Source organism: Bradyrhizobium algeriense (assembly GCF_036924595.1).
GTDB lineage: Bacteria > Pseudomonadota > Alphaproteobacteria > Rhizobiales > Xanthobacteraceae > Bradyrhizobium > Bradyrhizobium algeriense.
The window spans coordinates 5767761-5785579 of record NZ_JAZHRV010000001.1 but is presented as its reverse complement, the minus strand read 5'-3'; the positions used below and the strand labels follow the sequence as shown (position 1 = coordinate 5785579).

Annotated in this window: 19 protein-coding genes; 13 read left to right on the top strand and 6 right to left on the bottom strand. The window is 63.6% G+C overall.

Going from position 1 to position 17819, the window contains the following annotated elements:
- The first annotated feature begins 76 nt into the window (after positions 1-76).
- The 7 genes from V1286_RS27860 (at position 77) to V1286_RS27830 (ending at position 7382) form a co-directional block, all read left to right on the top strand.
- The gene (locus V1286_RS27860; protein ID WP_334485044.1) at positions 77-904 is read left to right on the top strand and encodes an outer membrane protein; all 828 of its coding nucleotides are present in this window, start codon (positions 77-79) and stop codon (positions 902-904) included.
- Positions 905-982: 78 nt separating this feature from the next.
- Positions 983-1573 carry a glutathione S-transferase family protein gene (locus V1286_RS27855; RefSeq protein ID WP_334485042.1) on the top strand — a complete coding sequence of 197 codons (591 nt, stop codon included), beginning with the start codon at positions 983-985 and terminating at the stop codon, positions 1571-1573.
- 17 nt (positions 1574-1590) lie between these two features.
- Positions 1591-2061 carry a GNAT family N-acetyltransferase gene (locus tag V1286_RS27850; protein WP_334485040.1) on the top strand — a complete coding sequence of 157 codons (471 nt, stop codon included), beginning with the start codon at positions 1591-1593 and terminating at the stop codon, positions 2059-2061.
- 232 nt (positions 2062-2293) lie between these two features.
- Positions 2294-2488: a hypothetical protein gene (locus tag V1286_RS27845; RefSeq protein ID WP_334485038.1), complete on the top strand. Its 195-nt coding sequence runs from the start codon at positions 2294-2296 to the stop codon at positions 2486-2488.
- 79 nt (positions 2489-2567) lie between these two features.
- The gene (locus tag V1286_RS27840) at positions 2568-3740 is read left to right on the top strand and encodes a phosphoserine transaminase (RefSeq protein ID WP_334489945.1); all 1173 of its coding nucleotides are present in this window, start codon (positions 2568-2570) and stop codon (positions 3738-3740) included.
- Between the two features lie 188 nt (positions 3741-3928).
- On the top strand, positions 3929-5518 hold the full coding sequence (gene serA / locus V1286_RS27835) for a phosphoglycerate dehydrogenase (RefSeq protein WP_334485036.1): 1590 nt from the start codon (positions 3929-3931) through the stop codon (positions 5516-5518).
- A 178-nt stretch (positions 5519-5696) separates the two neighbouring features.
- On the top strand, positions 5697-7382 hold the full coding sequence (locus V1286_RS27830) for a mucoidy inhibitor MuiA family protein (protein WP_334485034.1): 1686 nt from the start codon (positions 5697-5699) through the stop codon (positions 7380-7382).
- A gap of 83 nt (positions 7383-7465) precedes the next feature.
- On the opposite strand, the gene V1286_RS27825 is transcribed toward V1286_RS27830, so the two are convergent.
- The 6 genes from V1286_RS27825 to V1286_RS27800 all read right to left on the bottom strand — a co-directional run bounded on the left by V1286_RS27825 (position 7466) and on the right by V1286_RS27800 (position 12443).
- On the bottom strand, positions 7466-8818 hold the full coding sequence (locus tag V1286_RS27825) for an esterase-like activity of phytase family protein (protein ID WP_334485032.1): 1353 nt from the start codon (positions 8816-8818) through the stop codon (positions 7466-7468).
- Between the two features lie 213 nt (positions 8819-9031).
- Positions 9032-9832 carry a heme ABC transporter ATP-binding protein gene (locus V1286_RS27820; protein ID WP_334485030.1) on the bottom strand — a complete coding sequence of 267 codons (801 nt, stop codon included), beginning with the start codon at positions 9830-9832 and terminating at the stop codon, positions 9032-9034.
- Complete coding sequence (locus V1286_RS27815; RefSeq protein ID WP_334485028.1) at positions 9829-10872, bottom strand: FecCD family ABC transporter permease; 1044 nt, start codon at positions 10870-10872, stop codon at positions 9829-9831. The genes V1286_RS27820 and V1286_RS27815 overlap by 4 nt, the downstream gene beginning before the upstream one ends.
- A 50-nt stretch (positions 10873-10922) precedes the next feature.
- Positions 10923-11876: a heme/hemin ABC transporter substrate-binding protein gene (locus V1286_RS27810; protein ID WP_334485026.1), complete on the bottom strand. Its 954-nt coding sequence runs from the start codon at positions 11874-11876 to the stop codon at positions 10923-10925.
- Positions 11877-11892: 16 nt separating this feature from the next.
- Positions 11893-12099, bottom strand: coding sequence for a hemin uptake protein HemP (locus V1286_RS27805; protein ID WP_244608552.1), 207 nt, complete (start codon positions 12097-12099; stop codon positions 11893-11895).
- Between the two features lie 179 nt (positions 12100-12278).
- The gene (locus V1286_RS27800; RefSeq protein ID WP_334485023.1) at positions 12279-12443 is read right to left on the bottom strand and encodes a hypothetical protein; all 165 of its coding nucleotides are present in this window, start codon (positions 12441-12443) and stop codon (positions 12279-12281) included.
- Here V1286_RS27800 and V1286_RS27795 point away from each other — a divergent pair.
- From V1286_RS27795 to V1286_RS27770, 6 genes are all read left to right on the top strand, one after another.
- Positions 12421-14709, top strand: coding sequence for a TonB-dependent hemoglobin/transferrin/lactoferrin family receptor (locus V1286_RS27795; RefSeq protein WP_334485022.1), 2289 nt, complete (start codon positions 12421-12423; stop codon positions 14707-14709). The two genes, V1286_RS27800 and V1286_RS27795, sit on opposite strands and share 23 nt — an antisense overlap.
- Positions 14710-14847: 138 nt before the next feature.
- Entirely contained in the window at positions 14848-15183 is a 336-nt protein-coding gene (locus V1286_RS27790) for an antibiotic biosynthesis monooxygenase family protein (protein ID WP_214487710.1), read from the top strand.
- An 11-nt stretch (positions 15184-15194) separates the two neighbouring features.
- Positions 15195-15710 (top strand): heme utilization cystosolic carrier protein HutX, encoded by a 516-nt coding sequence (gene hutX / locus V1286_RS27785; protein ID WP_334485019.1) that lies wholly within the window; start codon positions 15195-15197, stop codon positions 15708-15710.
- A gap of 30 nt (positions 15711-15740) precedes the next feature.
- Positions 15741-16526: a tonB-system energizer ExbB gene (gene exbB, locus V1286_RS27780; protein ID WP_417021189.1), complete on the top strand. Its 786-nt coding sequence runs from the start codon at positions 15741-15743 to the stop codon at positions 16524-16526.
- A gap of 16 nt (positions 16527-16542) precedes the next feature.
- Complete coding sequence (exbD, locus tag V1286_RS27775) at positions 16543-16986, top strand: TonB system transport protein ExbD (protein ID WP_334485017.1); 444 nt, start codon at positions 16543-16545, stop codon at positions 16984-16986.
- A 4-nt stretch (positions 16987-16990) separates the two neighbouring features.
- Positions 16991-17818, top strand: a complete 828-nt coding sequence (locus tag V1286_RS27770; RefSeq protein WP_334485015.1) for an energy transducer TonB — start codon at positions 16991-16993, stop codon at positions 17816-17818.
- The last annotated feature ends 1 nt before the right edge of the window (position 17819 follow it).

Here is a 17819-nt window from a genome sequence, read left to right as displayed (position 1 = left end):
GATGCCGCGAAAACGATTGGTTAAGGTTAACAGGCGATGATCAACGCAAGTTCAGAGTGTCTGATGGAGCGTTGCGATGCGTCGATTGTTGCTGGTGGCTGTGATGTGCGGGTTGGTAAGTGGCGCGCAGGCGGCCGATATGCCGGACCTGCCGTTTCTACGCGGCAGCTTCACCGAGGGGCTGAGCAGAGGCACCGTCAACTGGGGCGGCGCCTATGTCGGTGCCCACGCTTCTCACGGCGCGGCGGACATGGACTTCACCAATTCCGGACAGGACCTGCTCGCCAAGCTCTTGAACAATGTCGATATTGAATCGCAGTTCAACATCTCGAAATGGCCGTTGCTCGGCAAGGCCCATATGCAGAACAGCGGCTATGGCGGGTTCATCGGTTATAATTGGCAGTGGACCGATGCCGTCGTCGCCATCGAACTGAACTATACCCATGGCAATTTCTTTGGAGCCAACGGCGGCTCGCAATCCCGCTCGTTTCAGTATCCGACCGATTACGTAACCACCGCTACCATCGCCTCGGCCGCCACGATGAAGGTCACCGATTACGGTTCGCTGCGGGTGCGCGGCGGATACGCGATTGACAACTTCCTGCCCTATGGATTTGCCGGCATTGCAATGGGGCAGGCGAATATCAACCGCTGGGCCACTTATTCCGCCAACTATCGATATGTCGGCTCGGCCATTCCAGCGCTTCCCGACTACTCGGGAAGTGGTGTCCTGACGGACAACGCCAACTCCCATTTCATCACCGGCTTCGCCGGCGGTGTCGGCGTCGACGTGATGCTGTACGCGGGCCTCTTCCTTCGCGCCGAGTGGGAGTATCTTCGGTTCACTTCGACTGTCGATACTACCATCAACACGGTCCGCGCCGGCCTCGGCTACAAGTTCTGATCTTCGCGGCGCCTCGACACGGCGCCGTTGACAGATCTGCCGCCGCCTGTTGCAGTGCGCCGTAACGAAGGGCGGCGCATGAAGGTCTACGGCGATACCAATTCCGGCAATTGCCTCAAGGTGAAGTGGGTGTGCGACCATCTCGCGCTGCCCTACACCTGGATAGCGGTCGACACCCTCAAGGGCGAGACGCGCACCGCGGAGTTCCTCAAGCTCAACGGCGCCGGCCAGGTGCCGGCGATCGAACTCGACGACGGCCGCACGCTGGCGCAATCCAACGCCATCATCCGTTATCTCGCACGCGGTTCTCGTCTCATTCCGCAGGATGCGTTCGCGGCAGGGAAGATGGACGAGTGGCTGTTCTGGGAACAATACAGCCATGAGCCGTATATCGCCGTAGGCCGCTTCCAGATGTTCTATTTGAAGAAGCCGGTTTCCGATCTCGATCCCGACAAGGTCAAGCGCGGCTATGCGGCGCTGGCGCGGATGGAGCACCAGCTCGCCATCACGCCCTTCCTGGCCGGCGACGCCGTCACGCTCGCCGACATATCGCTGCTGGCCTATACCCGCGTCGCGCATGAAGGCGGCTTTCACCTCGACGGCTATGCCGCGGTGCGCCGCTGGATCGGCGCGACCGAAAAATTCCTCGGCCTGTCGCCGGCGCGCTGACCACACCGGAAATTGTCATGTCTGCCATCTCAGACGTCACCATCCGTCGTACCCGCCGCGAGGATGTCAGCGTCATCGTCGCCATGCTGGCGGACGATCCGCTCGGCGGTGCCCGTGAGCGGATCGAAGACCCGCTGCCGCAATCCTACTTCACGGCGTTCGAGCAGCTCACGCGCGATCCGAATATCCTGCTCGTCGTCGCCGAGGACGGCGAGGGCGCCGTGGTCGGCTGCCTGCAGCTCTGCATCCTGCCGGGGCTGAGTTCGCAGGGCGCCTCGCGCGGACTGATCGAGGATGTCCGCGTCGCCAAACACTGCCGTAGCCGCGGCATCGGCGAGCAGATGGTGCAATGGGCGGTTGTGGAAGCACGCGCGCGGGGATGCAAAGTGGTCGAACTGCTGACGCATCACACCCGCGTCGATGCGCAACGATTTTACGAGCGGCTGGGCTTTGCGCGCAGCCATGTCGGCATGACTGTGCGATTTTGATACCCGTAGCGTTTTTGAGCTAAAGCCTGCCCCGGTTCGCGCAAGGAAAACGCGTCAGAATAAAGGTCAATTGCGGTTGAAGCTTATTTGCGACGAATGCCTGAGGTAGTCGTCAACTCTACGATCCGGTTAACAACCGATAAACTACGCGTGCGTCCGTGATTTTACGGACCGGAACGTCTCCGCTATGCCGACGTCTCCCATGGGGCTTTGGGCAGCTTGGGGATTTCCAATGAAAAGATATTCGATTGTCCGGATCGGAAGCGAATATGTCGTGCAGGCCGGAAAGACCAGCATTCTGAAGGTCTCGAGCCGGCGGGAGGCCGACAAGCTGATCACCGATGCCGCAGAACTCCTGCAGCAGGAGCCGGCTCCAGTCTCGGACGAGCATCCATCAATCGGGCATGAAGCTCCCGAACTTCCTTGACGATCGGGCGCGATTCCCTTAATGACCGCGGCGGGACACCTCCCCCCAACGGGAGGCTTACTATCTGGAAGGATAGATGATGACCGTAGCGAAGCCCGCTTCGCGGCCCAACGTGCCGCATTTTTCCTCCGGCCCTTGCGCCAAGCGCCCCGGCTGGAACCCCCAAAATCTCAAGGACGCAGCCCTCGGCCGCTCGCATCGCGCGAAGGTCGGCAAGGCAAAACTCAAGCTCGCGATCGAACTGACACGCGAAGTGCTTGAAGTGCCGGCCGATTACAAGATCGGCATCGTGCCGGCGTCCGATACCGGCGCGGTCGAAATGGCGCTGTGGTCGCTGCTCGGCGCGCGGCCCGTCACCACCATCGCCTGGGAATCCTTCGGCGAAGGCTGGGTCAGCGACATCGTCAAGGAATTGAAGCTGAAGGACGTCACCAAGCTGCATGCCGGCTATGGCGATCTTCCCGATCTTTCCAAGGCCGATCCGGCGTCCGACATCGTCTTCACCTGGAATGGCACGACGTCCGGCGTGCGCGTGCCCAACGCCGACTGGATCAGCGCGACCCGCGAAGGCCTCACGATCTGCGACGCGACGTCGGCTGCTTTCGCGCAGCCGCTCGATTTCGCAAAGCTCGATGTGGTGACGTTCTCCTGGCAGAAGGCGCTGGGCGGCGAGGCCGCGCACGGCATGCTGATCCTTTCGCCACGCGCGGTGGAGCGGCTCGAGACCTACAAGCCGGCCTGGCCGCTACCGAAGATTTTCCGCCTGACCAAGGGCGGCAAACTCAACCAGGGCATCTTCGAGGGCGAAACCATCAACACGCCATCGATGCTGTGCGTCGAGGATTATCTCGATGCGCTGAACTGGGCGAAATCGATCGGCGGCCTCAAGGCGCTGATCGCGCGCGCCGACGCCAACACCAAGGTGCTGGCCGACTGGAAGGCGAAGACGCCGTGGATCGATTTCCTGGCGAAGGATTCTGCGATCCGCTCTAACACCTCGGTGTGCCTGAAGTTCACGGATCCTGCGATCACCTCGCTCAACGCGGACGCGCAGGCGGAGTTTTCCAAGAAGCTGGTCGCGCTGGTGGAGAAGGAAGCCGCCGGTTACGACTTCGCCTATTACCGCGATGCGCCGGCGGGCCTGCGGATCTGGTGCGGCGCCACCGTGGAAGCCTCAGACGTCGCGCTGCTGACGCAGTGGATCGACTGGGCGTTCGCCGAGACCAAGGCTGCGCTGCCGAAGGCGGCGTGATCGTCACCCTCCCCTTGAGGGGGCCGAGACGAGCAAAGCTCGCTCGTGGGTCGACGCACAAGGGTGCGTCGGGGTGGGGTGATCTCTCCACACCCGACGCACGCAGAGTTCGCAGCGACAGTTTCACCCCACCCCGGCGCTTCGCGCCGACCCTCCCCCTCCAGGGGAGGGTGTGAAGGATTACACCAATGTCCAAACCCAAAGTTCTCATTTCCGACGCGCTGTCTCCCGCTGCCGTGCAGATCTTCAAAGACCGCGGCGTCGAGGTCGACTTCCAGCCCAATCTCGGCAAGGACAAGGACAAGCTCGCCGAGATCATCGGCGACTACGACGGCCTTGCGATCCGCTCCGCGACGAAAGCGACCGCCAAGATCATCGAGAAAGCAAAGAAGCTGAAGGTGATCGGCCGCGCCGGCATCGGCGTCGACAATGTCGAGATACCGGCGGCGACCGCCAAGGGCATCATCGTGATGAACACGCCGTTCGGCAATTCGATCACAACGGCTGAACACGCCATCACGCTGATGCTGGCGCTGGCGCGTGAAATCCCTCAAGCCGACGCCTCCACCCAGGCCGGCAAGTGGGAGAAGAACCGCTTCATGGGCGTCGAGATCACCGGCAAGACGCTGGGCGTGATCGGCTGCGGCAATATCGGCACGATCGCCGCCGACCGCGCGCTTGGCCTGCGCATGAAGGTGATCGCGTTCGACCCGTTCCTGTCGCCGGAGCGCGCCAAGGACATTGGCGTCGAGAAGGTCGAGCTCGACGAACTGCTCAAGCGCGCCGATTTCATCACGCTGCACACGCCGCTGACCGAGAAGACCAGGAACATCATCGACGCGGCGGCGATCGCCAAGATGAAGAAGGGCGTGCGCATCATCAACTGCGCGCGCGGCGGCCTGGTCGACGAGCAGGCGCTGCTCGACGCGCTGAATTCCAGGCATGTCGCAGGCGCCGCCTTCGACGTGTTCGTCGAGGAGCCCGCCACCAAGAACGTGTTGTTCGGCCATCCCCACGTGATCTGCACGCCGCATCTCGGCGCTTCCACCACGGAAGCGCAGGAGAACGTGGCGCTGCAGGTTGCCGAGCAGATGTCGGATTATCTCTTGACCGGCGCGATCTCGAACGCGGTGAACTTCCCCTCGATCACGGCCGAAGAAGCGCCGAAGCTGAAACCGTTCATCGAGCTCGCCGAAAAGCTCGGCTCGTTCGCGGGCCAGCTCACCGAGAGCGGAATTTTGAAAGTCCAGATCACCTATGAGGGACATGTCGCCGAGATGAAGATCAAGGCGATCACCTCGGCGGTGCTGTCGGGCCTGCTGCGGCCGATGCTGGGCGACGTCAACGTGGTCTCCGCGCCGGTCGTCGCGAAGGAGCGTGGCATGGTGGTGGACGAGATCGTGCGCGCGGCGCAGAGCGATTACGAAAGCCTGATCACGGTGACTGTCACCACCGAGCGGCAGGAACGCTCGGTGTCCGGCACCGTCTATCACGACGGCAAGCCGCGGCTGGTCGACATCAAGGGCATCCGGGTCGATGCCGAGTTCGGCAAGTCGATGATCTATGTCACCAACGAGGATAAGCCCGGCTTCATCGGCAGCTTTGCTGGCCTGCTTGGGGCGGCCCAGATCAACATCGCCACCTTCCACCTCGGCCGCACCAAGCAGGGCGGCGACGCAATCGCGCTGGTCGAGATCGACGGGCCGGTCCCGGCGGACGTGCTGAGCAAGGTGCAAGCCTTGCCCCAGGTGAAGCAGGCCAAGGCGCTGGTGTTCTAACCGCGCATCGCTCTTTTCCCTTCGGAGAGGGGATTGCTTATCCTTCGCCGCGGTCCCGCCGCGGCGAAGCCACATGGAAATCTCAATCGAACCAGTTTCTCCCTCGCTGCGTCTCATGACCGGGAGTGGTGGGCGTTGTTGCGCGTCGCCATCCGGCGAACGGTTCAGGAGGGTATCCATGCGGTTGATTGCGAACGTTTTTTCTACGACGAGCCTCGTCTTGCTCACGGCGCTCGGCGCGGGCGAGGTGCGGGCGGCTGAGTTGGCCGCCAGTTCGGCGGTGGATGCCGTCACCGTCTATCCCGATGGCGCCAGCGTCACGCGGATTATCTCGCTCGATCTGCCGGCGGGCGAGAATTTCGCCGTTCTCAAGGATTTTCCGCTCGCGCTGGATCCGTCATCGCTCAGGGTCGAGGGCGAAGCCGGCGCAAAACTCACGATCGGCGCGATCGACGCAAAACCGCCGCGCGCGGCGCCGCCGGTCAACCTGCCCGAACTCGACAAGCGCATCGAGGCGCTGAAGGACGAGCGCGCCAACTTGCAAGGCGCGATCGATGCCGCGACCGCGCGGCGCAAATTCGCCGAGCGATTTGCGGATACCTCTCCGACCGGCATCGGCGACAAGGGTGAGGCGCGGCCGATTTCCGAATGGCGCGCGGCCTTTGCCGCGGTCGGCGATGAAATCGCCAGCGCCGACGCCGCGATCCGCGACGCCGGGCGCAAGCAGCGCGAGCTCGACCGCGAAATCGCGCGTCTCGAGCAGGACCGGGCGCAGAAGCCGCCGAGCAGACTGGAAGTCCGGATCGAGCTCGCGGCAGCCGCCGCGACGAAAGCGACGCTGCGCGTGACTTATGCCGTGCGCAACGCGCGCTGGACGCCGCTCTACGACGCCCGTCTCGACACCGGCGCCAAGGACCGCAAGCCTGCGCTCGAACTGGTGCGCCGCGCCGAAATCACCCAAAACACCGGCGAGGATTGGTCCAATGTCGCGCTCAGCGTCTCGACCGTGCGCACCGCGCGCGGCGGCAACGTGCCCGACCTGAAGTCGCTCGTCGTTCAATACCCGCAAGTACCGCGCCCGATGGCCGCGGGCTCCGTATCGGATACTGCGATGAACTTGGCTGCGCCAGCTCCGGAGAGGTCGAGGCAGTTCCGCGCTAGCGGGGGGAAAGCCGAGGAGCCGGTGATGGAGAAGGCGGCCGAGCAACAGGCCGCGGCTGACGTCAGCGGCTTCCAGGTGGTGTTCAAGATTCCCGGTCGCGTCAGCCTCGGCGCCAGCGAAGGCGCCAAGAGCCTGCGCGTCTCCACCGCGACCATCGCGCCCGATCTCGCCGTGCGCGCGGCGCCGGTGCTGGATCCGACCGCGTTCCTGGAAGCAAGTTTCAAGCAGACCGAGGACGCGCCATTGCTGCCCGGCCGGGTTTCGATCTATCGCGACGGTGTCTTCGTCGGCCGCGGGCTGATGGCCGCCGCCAGCAAGGACGAAACCGTTCGGCTCGGGTTCGGCGCCGACGACAAGATCAAGATCGAGCGCACCGTCGTCAAACGCAACGAGGGCTCGGCCGGCTTGATCGTGACGACGTCGAAGACCGATGAACGCGCGTTCAAGACCAATGTGCGCAACGGGCATGATTTCCCGATCCGGATCGCGATCGAGGATCAGTTGCCGGTCAGCGAGAACGAGGACATCGTGGTCGAGATGTTGCCGTCGACGACAGCGCCGACTGCGAGCAACATCCGCGACAGGCGCGGTGTGCTGGAATGGGCTTTTGAGGCGAAGGCGGGCGAGGTCAGGGACATCAACTTCGCCTGGCGGATACGCTGGCCGAAGGACAAGGGCGTGGTGATGGTGCCGGCGGGGTAGGGCGCTCTGTGCTTATGCGGCAGTGCTCGCCACGGACTTCTCCCTCTCCCCGTTCTTCACGGGGAGAGGGAGAAGGGGCAGCGTCACTTCGCCTTCAGGAACTCACCCACTTCCAACAGCACAAACTCATTGTCGTCGGCCTTATTCGGATCGCGGCTCGACGAGAACGGCAAATTGTTGTCGTTGCCGACGATGATATGGGTGTCGTCGACGCGATCGACATTCTCGATGGTGAAGAACGGGAACGTTAAGACGCCGTCGTTGAGCGGCTTGCGCGCCTTCTTGTCGGGATCCTTGATCTTCATCAGGTCGATATAGGCGATCTTGCGCACCGGCTTGCCGACATTGGCGTCGGAGAATTCTACCTTGTAGACGCGCTTGAATTTGGCGAGATCGGGGAAACAGTTTTCGCCGCGTTGACCCTGCGGGCAGGCCTTGTCCGCGGTGCCTTCGCCGTTGTCGCGCTCGATGATCAGGCCGCTTGACGCGTCGATCATGTTGAAGTCGCCGATGGCGTTGCCGTTCTGCTCGAACGCATAGTGCCAGTAGCGGCCGGTAAATTTTCCGGCGGCAACGTCGAATTCGAGAATCCGCGAGGCTTCCTTGCCGTCGACCTTTTCAAAATCCTTCTTCTCGGTATCCCACAGCGGGCCTTCCAGCAGGCCGTAGAGGAACTTGCCGTCCTTCGACGCGGCAAAACCTTCATAGCCCTTGGAGCGGCGCAGATTGACCGTGGTGTAGCTCGCGCCGGGTGCGCCCGGCGACTGCACCGACCAATGGTCGGGCGAGCGCACCGGCTTGCCGTCAGCCATGGTGTCGAACACGGCCAGGATCTTGCCCATCCTGTCGGCCTTCAGCACATACGGCCCGAACTCGTCGCCGATCCAGAAAGTGTCGCCGATGATCTGAAAGCCTTCGGTGTCGAAGTCGGCGCCGGTGAGATAACGTTTTGCGGTGTCCTCATGCAGGATGCGGAACGGCACCTTCCTGTCGGGATCGTGCAGGAAGATGGTTTCCTGCCGCTCGATCTTGCCGGTCGCCCAGTCGATCTTGTGGCGGTTGAGATAGAGCATCGAGTCGGCCGAGTTGTAGCGCGAGCCCATGCCGTTGTCGGTGAGCACCCAGAACGAACCGTCCGGCATCACCTTGATGCCAGAATGGCCCTGCAGCGGCTGGCCCTTGAACGGCAGCGATACGCCGGTCGGCCGCTCGTAGGATTTGCCCATCACGCTGCCGACGGTGTCGACGCGCTTGCCGGTGGTGTATTTGCCGGCGGTTTTGAGATCGTCAGGCGCGTCCGTGGGCGCATCGATGAAGCTCTGCGCCGGCAGCACGGCGTGGCACTTCAGCGTGGCGGGAAACTCGCCTTCGCCTTGCGCAAATGCAGCGCTGGCCAGAAATATCGACGCGACGGAGCAGAGCAATGACACGCGCATGGCGGATCTCCCGTGAATGGTGGTGCGCTGTGTCTTGCGGAGCGGCTGTTACAGTCGGCTGACAGTTCTGTGAAGAACCTGTAACGCCGTTGGATAAGCCATGCGGCGTTATGCCGTCATAGCGCTTTCCAGCGAAGTGGGCCCCGGTTCGCGTCAAGAAAACGCGTCAAAACAAAAACCTGGAGCCGGTTCTGATTCAATCAGAACCGGGCTCTAGGGCGGGCCTGCGGGCCGCATGGTTTGCGGCAGCAGGAACGGCACGCCCTGATCGGTGTAGTCGATCGTGACGTCTACCTCAAAAATCCGGCGGATGGTCTCGGCCGTGATCGCGTCAGTGCGGCCGCCGTCGACGGCGAGCTTGCCGCGATGCAGCAGCACGATCCGGTCGGCGAAACGCATCGCCAGATTGAGGTCGTGCAGCACGGCGATGACGGCTGTGCCATTCTGAGCGCGCCCTCTTGCCGTCTCCACCAGATCGATCTGGTGGCGCATGTCGAGGCTGGAGGTCGGTTCGTCCAGCAGCAGCAGGCCGGGGCCGTGCTGTTGTTCGCCGCAGGCGAGCTGCACCAGAACGCGGGCAAAATGCGTGCGTTGCTGCTCGCCGCCGGAAAGCGTCGGCAATTGCCGGTGACTGAAATGCGCGAGTCCGACCTCGTCGAGAGCGGCATCGACCAGCCGTTGCGCGGCGGCGCGGCCGGTGTCGCCTGCGCCCATATGGACGATCTCCTCGACCGTGAACGGGAAGGTGACGTTGACATGCTGCGACAGCATCGCGCGGTGATAAGCGAGCTGTCGCGGCGGATAGAGATGGATGTCGCGCTGCTTCAATTTGATCTGCCCGCGCGTCGGGCGGAGATCGCCGGACAGCATCCGCAGCAGGGTCGATTTGCCGGCGCCGTTGGGGCCAACGATCGCGACCATCTCGCCGGCTGCAATTTTCAGATCGATGCCGTCGACCAGCGTGGCGCCGCCGACCACCATCGAGATCGATTGCGCTTCGAGGATGGCGGTCATAGCGAAACCAGCCCGCGCTGGCGGAGCAGCATCCCTAAGAAGAACGGCGCGCCAATCGCCGCGGTCAGGATGCCGATCGGCATTTCCGCGGGCGCCACGATGGTTCGCGCCAGCGTATCGGCGCCCACCAGCAGCACCGCACCGAATAGCATCGAGGCCGGCAGCAGCAGCCGGTGCGCTGGGCCAATTAACAGCCGCAAAAGATGCGGCACCACGATGCCGACAAAGCCGACGACGCCGCAGACCGAAACCGCAACGCCCGTCATCGCCGATACCAGCACGATCGAAATCCGCTTCAGCCGCTCGACATCGACGCCGCTGTGGAACGCCTCGGCCTCGCCCAATACCAGCACATCGAGCCCGCGCGCGATCGAGACGCAGGCGATCAAGGCGAGTGCCAGCACCGGCGCCAGCGTGGCGAGCTTGGGCCAGGTTGCGCCGCTCAGCGAGCCCAGCATCCAGAACGTGATGTCGCGCAACTGGCGATCGTCGGCGATGAACACGAGTAACCCGACGCCGGCATTGGCGATGGCGGCAATCGCAATTCCCGCCAGCAGGAAGATTGCAATCGACGTCCGTCCCGAGCGGCTGGCGATGGAGTAGAGGATGATCGTCGTTGCCAGCGAACCGATAAAGGCTGCGAGCGGCAACAATTGATTCTGCATAAAGTGGAGGCTCTGGCCGAACCGGCTGTCGGTGAACACGATCGCCGCGGCGGCTGCGAACGCGCCGCCGGAGGAAACGCCGACGAGGGCAGGATCGGCCAGAGGATTGCGAAACAGCCCCTGCATGATCGCGCCGGATGCCGCGAGCAGAGCGCCCACCATCGCCGCCGCAGCAATCCTCGGAATCCGGATCGACCACAGCACGAGTTGGTCGCGCGCGAGCGTTGGACCGGGTGCGGCGTCAGCCCACAGCCCGAGCGCGGCCGGCAGCCGCGCCAGCGGAATGCCGGCGGCGCCCATGGTGAGTGCGACCAGCGCCGCACCGGCAAGTGCCGCCAGCAGACAGAGGAGGGTCAGCGAAGCAGGAGGGCGCAACGCGTATCCGCTGCGGCGCTTCGCCCGTTCCGTGCTGTCGGATAGCGCCGTCACTGCCGGCAGTTTGCGGAGAGTGCCGCCGGCTTGAATTTCTCAGCCTGCGGCGCCAGCGCCGGATACAGCTTGATCGAGAGATCGCGTGCGGCCGCCGCCGTGCGCGGCCCGAAGCCGAGCAGGTAGAGGCCTTCCATGGAGATGAAGCTCTTGTTGGCCGCGACGGGGGTCAGCGCAAAGGCCGGATGGACGTATACGGCTTCGGCGTCCACCGAGTCCTTGCCGCGCTGGATCGACAGTACCACGTCGGGCTTTGCAGCCACGATCGCCTCGTCATTGATGATCTTGTAGCCGTCATAGCCATCGATCGCGTTGACGGCGCCGGCCATCGCGATGATTTCGTTGGCGGCGGTCTTCTGGCCCGCGGCCATCGCCCGGCCGTTCAGCAGTGACATCACGAACATCACGCGCACCGGCTTGGTCACCTTGGCGCGCAGCTCGCGCAGTTGCGCCAGATCGCCGGTGACGACTTCCGTCAGGCATTCGGCCCGCTTGTCCGCGCCCATCGCGTGGCCGACCAGCTTGATCTTGTCGATCAGGCCTGCTTCCGAAAAGGTTTCGGGCACCAGCACCAGCGGCACGTTGGCCGCCTCCAGCACGTCCATGGTTTCCTTCGGCCCGGACCCCTGTACCGCGAGCACCAGCGAGGGATTGAGCCCGAGCACGCCCTCGGCCGAAAGCTGCCGCATGTAGCCGACATTCGGTTTGTCGCGCAGCGCCGCGGGTGGATAGAAGCTGGTGGAGTCCACGCCGGCGAGGCGGTCCTCGAAGCCCAGCGCGTAGAGGATTTCGGTGATCGCGCCGCCGATCGAGACGATCCGCACGGGATCTGAGATCGTGACGTCGCGGTTACGGGCATCATGCACCGTAATGCCTGCGGCGAGCGCGACGTTGCCGAGCAGGAAGCAGCCCGCGGCGGCCGACAGTGCGAGCATGCGACATAATGTCATTGCCGGTTCACCTGGTTCACTTGGTCAGGATCAGCTTGTTCTGCGACGTCAGCCGCAGGCGATAATTGTCCTCGCCGTGCGCGATGATGATTTCGCGCTCGGTCGCGAACAGCTCGCGGCTGTCGATCCGGCTGCCGTTCATGGTGAGAAGGCGTCTCGCAGACGGCGGATTTTCGGCATGTTTTCCGGCGCCTCCGACATTGTCTCCTGAAGGTGCCGCCATAATTGCTGTGGTGTCCCAATGTTCCCGACTAGCTGCTTGTATAATTTGATCGACGCGCAATCCAACTGCTGCACTTTACAATCGATATAAAGTGCGCCGTGCCGTCATTGACCGGTTCCGCAACGCGGCGTAACCAAGATCAACGCGATACGAGCGGGGGTGCCCGGTCGCGAAAATCGTTAGCCAGCAAGCAGCCGCGCATCACCGCGGCGCCCGCCAGCCAAACCCAAAGACAGAACAACAGGTTGGGGCAGTATGGCTTTCGGGGTCAGGCATTCGCGCGCCTTGGTTTTGGGCGCGTCGGCATTTTCGTTCGCATTGATGTCGTCGAGCGCAGCGTTCACGCAGGCGCTCGAAGCGGAGGCCGTCACGCGCTCTCCTGAGCAGAAGAAACAGAAGCAGGCCAAGCGCCAGCAAGCCAAGCCGCAGCAGGATACGCAGGCGCCGGCGCCGGGCATGAACGCGCGGGCGCAGATCGGCGCCGTGCCGGTGCAGTCGCTCGATGCGATCACGGTGGCGGCCTCGAAGACCGAGGAGCGCGCCATCGACGCGCTGGCGCCGGTCAGCGTTGTGACGCTCGAGCAGATCCAGGGCCTGCAGCCGAACCGGCTGTCCGGCATCCTCTACCAAATACCTGGCGTGTCGGTCCAGGAGCGCGGCGACGATCCCGCGACCGTCATCAACATCCGCGGCCTGCAGGATTTCGGCCGCGTCGCTGTTGTCGTCGACGGCGCGCGGCAGAACTACCAGCGCACCGGCCACAACGCCAACGGCTCGTTCTTCCTCGATCCCGAACTGGTCGGCAGCGTCGACGTGGTGCGCGGCCCGACCGCCAACGTCTACGGCTCCGGCGCGATCGGCGGCGTGGTGTCGTTCCGCACCAAGGACATCGACGACGTCGTGCGTCCTGGCGAGCGCTGGGGCGTCGACATGACCGGCTCGGGCGGCACCAACAGCGCTCGCGGTCTCGGCTCGATCTTCGGCGGTGTGCGCGTCAATCCCAATGTCGATGTGTTCGGCGGCGCGGTCTATCGCACCCAGGGCAATTACAAGGATGGCAACGGCACCGAGATCGGCAATACCGGCAACGAGATCGCGGCCGGTCTGGGGAAGGTCACCGTTCGCCCCGCTGATGGACATGAGATCAAACTCGGCGGCGTCTTCCAGGATTACCAGTACAGCATCGGCCAGCCCAACCGCGGGCCGGTGGCGACTGCGGCGCAGCGCGCCCTGTTCCAGGGATCGTCGGTCTATGCGTCCGATACCAAGAACTACACTGGCACGCTCACCTGGAAGTACAACAAGCCGAGCGACAATCTGTGGGATTGGAATCTGTCGCTCTACGGCAACCGCACCGAGAACGACCAGATCAAGACCGCCCACATCAGCACGACGCCCTCGGTCTATTGCGGCGGCGGCTTCGGCAACAACGTCTCCGGCTGCGTGGGCGACAGGCGCGGCTATGTGCTCGATACGCTCGGAATCGACGTCTACAATACAACGAGGTTCAACGTCGGCGATTGGCGCAATGCGGTTACATTCGGTGTCGACGCCTTCCAGGATGACGTGAGAACATCTGACAGCCGTGGCAACTCCAACATCACCACGCCCAGCGGCCTGCGCACCGTTTCCGGCGGCTTCGCGCAGCTGAAGCAGAACTATTCGACTTGGTTCGAGGCCGTCAGTGCAATCCGCTACGACCGCTACGAGCTTCATTCGCCGACGGTGGCGACCGGTGGCGGCGGCGACCGATTCTCGCCGAAGATCACCATCGGTGTGACGCCGGTGTCGGGCTTTACGCCCTATGTCAGCTATGCTGAGGGCTATCGTGCGCCTTCGATTACGGAGACGCTGGTTTCGGGCGCCCACGCCAACGGCGGCAGTCCTATCAATTTGCCTTGCCCGGATGGCACGACCGGCCTGTTCTGCTTCCTGCCCAATCCGAACCTGCGGCCGGAGGTCGGCAAGAACAAGGAGGCCGGCGTCAATCTGAAATATAACGGTATCTTTGCCGCCGATGACAGCTTCCGTGGCAAGTTCAACGTGTTCCGCAACGACGTCAGCGACTACATCGACGCGGTTGCGTTTGGCCCGGTTTCTACGCCGTTTGGCAGGTTCAACCAGTTCCTCCAGTACCAGAACATCGCGCAGGCCCGGATCGAAGGCGTCGAGGCCGAGACGATGTATGATGCCGGCCTATGGTATGTCGGCGTTGCCGGGCACCTGATCCGCGGCAAGAACGTCGCGACCAATATCGGGCTCGCGACCATCACGCCGCGCAAGATCACCACGACCGGTGGCGTGCGGCTGCTCGATCGCAGGCTGGTCCTGGCCGCGCAATGGTCCTCGTTCGGCGCCAACAACGACGTGCCTGTCGGCTATCTGCCCTCGACCGGCTATGAGCTGGTCAATTTGTATCTGACCTGGAACGCGACCAAGGACATTGTGTTCTCGGCGTCGATCGACAATCTGTTGAATCAGTACTACCGGCCCTATGCCATCCCCGGCAGTTCGACCGACGGCACCACGCAGAACGACGTGTTATGGTCGAGCCCCGGACCGGGCAGGGTCTACAAGGCCGGATTGAAGATTCACTTTGGTGGAGTTTAGTTCGACGAGCTGACAAACCGATCAAGTTGCACCGGGCCGCGCTGATGCTCCAGCGCGGCTTCGGTGCATTCCATGTTTCCAACCAACTTAAACGGTACGCCAGGCGCACCCCAGCAACCCAGCAAGGAGATCTTTTAAATGTTTATCGCAATGAACCGGTTCCAGGTGAAGATCGGCTCTGAAGCCGCCTTTGAGACCGTGTGGCGCACCCGCGAGTCCTATCTCAGCAGCATGGCCGGCTTCGTCGAATTTCACCTGCTGAAGGGACCTGTCGCCGACGATCACACGCTGTACTCGTCGCATACCGTCTGGGTCGACAAGGCGGCTTTCGAAGCCTGGACCAAATCGGAAGAGTTCCGCCGCGCCCACGCCCGCGCCGACAACAAGACCGGCGAAAGCCTCTACCTCGGCCATCCCAAATTCGAAGGGTTCGAGGTGATCCTGAGCGAGCGCAAATCCAGCGCCGCCGCCTAAGGGAGGGTGCCATGCTGAGCACGGACCTTGCTGGCCTCAAGGCGTATATGGCGGAGAATCCGGGCGCGGTGATCGAGGACGTGGCGCGGGAGCGGAAGGTCACGCCGCGCGCCGTGCTCGAGGCGCTGCCCGAGACGATGGTGCGTTTCGGCCCCGGCAGCGAATTCGGCGCCGCGATGAACGACGTCGCGCAATGGGGCGAGGTGACGCTGATCGTCCACACCGACGATGCGATCTTCGAATTCACCGGGAGCATCCCGGCGGGCGAGATCGGCCGCGGCTACTTCAACCTGATGCAGCCAAAGGGCCTGCACGGCCATTTCCGTCACGAGCGCTGCGCGGCAATCGCTTTCGTCGAGCGGCCGTTCATGGGCAAGTCGTCGGCGTTCATCGCCTTCATCAATGTGGACGGCGGCATCATGTTCAAGGTGTTCGTCGGCCGCGACGAGACGCGGGCGCTGCGCGGCGACCAGTTGCAGTGCTTTCATGCGCTTGGCGAAAAGATCGCGTCCGCTCGCGCGGCGTAACCGATCCGTAAGTCAGCCCGGGAGACGATCATGCAGCGAGCAATGCTGAACGTTATGATCCGTTGGTGTGGCGCAGCCGGAGCGACAGCTTTGCCGGGCGCGGCGTTCGCTGCCCCCGACATGGCGCTGCTGCCGCGCAATTTGTCGCCGTGGAACATGTTCCTGAATGCGGACGTGGTGGTGCAGGCGGTCATGGTGGGCCTGGCCTTCGCCTCGCTGGTGACGTGGACGGTCTGGCTCGCCAAGACCATCGAGATCCACCGCAAGACGGCGACTGCAAGGCGGCGGCTGAGCATGCTGGAAACCGACACGGTGCTGGCAAAGGCCGAACAGGAAAGTCGCGACGGCCATGATGCGGTGGCGCAGATCATCCTATCAGCCGCGCGCGAGGCCAGCCTCTCCGGCGGTCATTTCGACGACGGCCTCAAGGAACGGGTGGCGCTGCGGCTGGAGCGGGTCGAGGCCGCAATGTCCAGGCAGATCGCGCGCGGCACCGGCGTGCTCGCCACCATCGGCGCCACCGCGCCGTTCGTCGGCCTGTTCGGCACGGTCTGGGGCATCATGAATTCGTTCATCGGCATTTCCGAAGCCAAGACCACCAACCTTGCCGTGGTCGCGCCCGGCATCGCGGAAGCGTTGCTCGCGACCGCGCTTGGCCTCGTCGCGGCGATCCCGGCGGTGGTGATCTACAACCATCTCACCCGCACCATCGCAGCCCATCGCGCGCTGCTCGGCGATGCCTCGGCGATGGTGCTGCTCCTGATCAGCCGCGAGGGCGACCGCGGGTCGTTCCGGCTCGCGCGCGCCGCGGAGTGAGCGAGGAGTGTAACCGATGGGCGCCAAACTGGGTAACGTAGTTGGCGGACGGGCGCGCGGCGGTAGTGACGATCTTGTCGAGGCCCATGAGATCAACGTCACGCCGTTCATCGACGTGATGCTGGTGCTCCTGATCATTTTTATGGTCGCAGCCCCGCTCGCAACTGTCGATCTGGGCGTCAATCTCCCCGCCAGCGCGGTCGAGCCATCGCCACGGCCCGACAAGCCTGTATTCGTCACCGTGAAGCCGGACCTGTCGGTAGCGGTAGGCGAGGACGTGATCGCACGCGATACGTTGACCGCCACTCTCGACGCCGCCACCAAGGGCGACAAGAACGAGCGCATTTTTTTGCGCGCCGACAAGGTCGTCAGCTATGGCGATTTGATGGAGGTGATGAACCTCCTGCGCAACGCCGGCTATCTCAAGATCGCGCTGGTCGGCCTCGACGGAAGAAGCTAGTGCCGTGAACGCCTTCGCGCTTCATGATGTTTCCGACCAAGCCGTATTGCGCCGTTGGGGCGCGTCGGCCGTGGCGATCCTTGCTGTCCATGCCGCCTTGATCGCGATCGGCATGAACTGGATGCGGCCACAGCCGGAGCCGGGAGTCACCCTGCCGGCGATCATGGTGGACATGGCGCCGGTATCAGCGGCGCCGCAATCGACGCCGCTGGAGCGCGCCCCGGATCAGTTGATGGATCAGGCCGACGCCTCGCCGCCCGAACCGGTCAAGCAGCAGGAGGTGGTCGAAGAGCAGATCGCGCCCACTCCGCCGCAGGAGAACCCGGAGGTGGTGGCGCCGCCCGAGCAGAAGGTGGAACTGAAGCCGGCGACCGAGCCCGCCAAGCCCGTCCCTGAAGCAAAGCCGACGCCAGTCAAACCAAAAGTCGTCCGCCCCGAGGCGAAGAAGCCGAGCGACTCGACGCCTGCGCCGCGCACTGCGGCGCCGCCGCGCGTTGAACGTCAGGCACAAGCCGCCTCCGCGGCCAGCGCGGGCGCAACCGCCTTGGCGGTCGCGACCTATAATCAGCGCGTCCGTGCACATCTGATGCGCTTCCACCAGTACCCGTCGGGGGCCAACCGCCAGCCCGGCGTAGCGAGACTGTCTTTCACACTCAGCCGCAGCGGGCAGGTAGCTGGAGGCCGGCTTGCCGGATCATCTGGTGTCACCGCGCTCGACGCTCAGGCCATGTCAATGCTTCGCCAAGCCTCGCCGTTTCCGCCGTTTCCGCCGGAAATTACGCAGGGCTCGATAGGCTTCAACATTCCAGTAATTTTTACCGTCCCCAGATAGC

Coding starts and splice junctions, on each gene's coding strand:
- V1286_RS27860 (WP_334485044.1), top strand. CDS start 77: ATGCGTCGATTGTTGCTGGTGGCTGTGATGTGCGGGTTGGTAAGTGGC.
- V1286_RS27855 (WP_334485042.1), top strand. CDS start 983: ATGAAGGTCTACGGCGATACCAATTCCGGCAATTGCCTCAAGGTGAAG.
- V1286_RS27850 (WP_334485040.1), top strand. CDS start 1,591: ATGTCTGCCATCTCAGACGTCACCATCCGTCGTACCCGCCGCGAGGAT.
- V1286_RS27845 (WP_334485038.1), top strand. CDS start 2,294: ATGAAAAGATATTCGATTGTCCGGATCGGAAGCGAATATGTCGTGCAG.
- V1286_RS27840 (WP_334489945.1), top strand. CDS start 2,568: ATGACCGTAGCGAAGCCCGCTTCGCGGCCCAACGTGCCGCATTTTTCC.
- serA (WP_334485036.1), top strand. CDS start 3,929: ATGTCCAAACCCAAAGTTCTCATTTCCGACGCGCTGTCTCCCGCTGCC.
- V1286_RS27830 (WP_334485034.1), top strand. CDS start 5,697: ATGCGGTTGATTGCGAACGTTTTTTCTACGACGAGCCTCGTCTTGCTC.
- V1286_RS27825 (WP_334485032.1), bottom strand. CDS start 8,818: ATGCGCGTGTCATTGCTCTGCTCCGTCGCGTCGATATTTCTGGCCAGC.
- V1286_RS27820 (WP_334485030.1), bottom strand. CDS start 9,832: ATGACCGCCATCCTCGAAGCGCAATCGATCTCGATGGTGGTCGGCGGC.
- V1286_RS27810 (WP_334485026.1), bottom strand. CDS start 11,876: ATGACATTATGTCGCATGCTCGCACTGTCGGCCGCCGCGGGCTGCTTC.
- V1286_RS27805 (WP_244608552.1), bottom strand. CDS start 12,099: ATGGCGGCACCTTCAGGAGACAATGTCGGAGGCGCCGGAAAACATGCC.
- V1286_RS27795 (WP_334485022.1), top strand. CDS start 12,421: ATGTCGTCGAGCGCAGCGTTCACGCAGGCGCTCGAAGCGGAGGCCGTC.
- V1286_RS27790 (WP_214487710.1), top strand. CDS start 14,848: ATGTTTATCGCAATGAACCGGTTCCAGGTGAAGATCGGCTCTGAAGCC.
- hutX (WP_334485019.1), top strand. CDS start 15,195: ATGCTGAGCACGGACCTTGCTGGCCTCAAGGCGTATATGGCGGAGAAT.
- exbB (WP_417021189.1), top strand. CDS start 15,741: ATGCAGCGAGCAATGCTGAACGTTATGATCCGTTGGTGTGGCGCAGCC.
- exbD (WP_334485017.1), top strand. CDS start 16,543: ATGGGCGCCAAACTGGGTAACGTAGTTGGCGGACGGGCGCGCGGCGGT.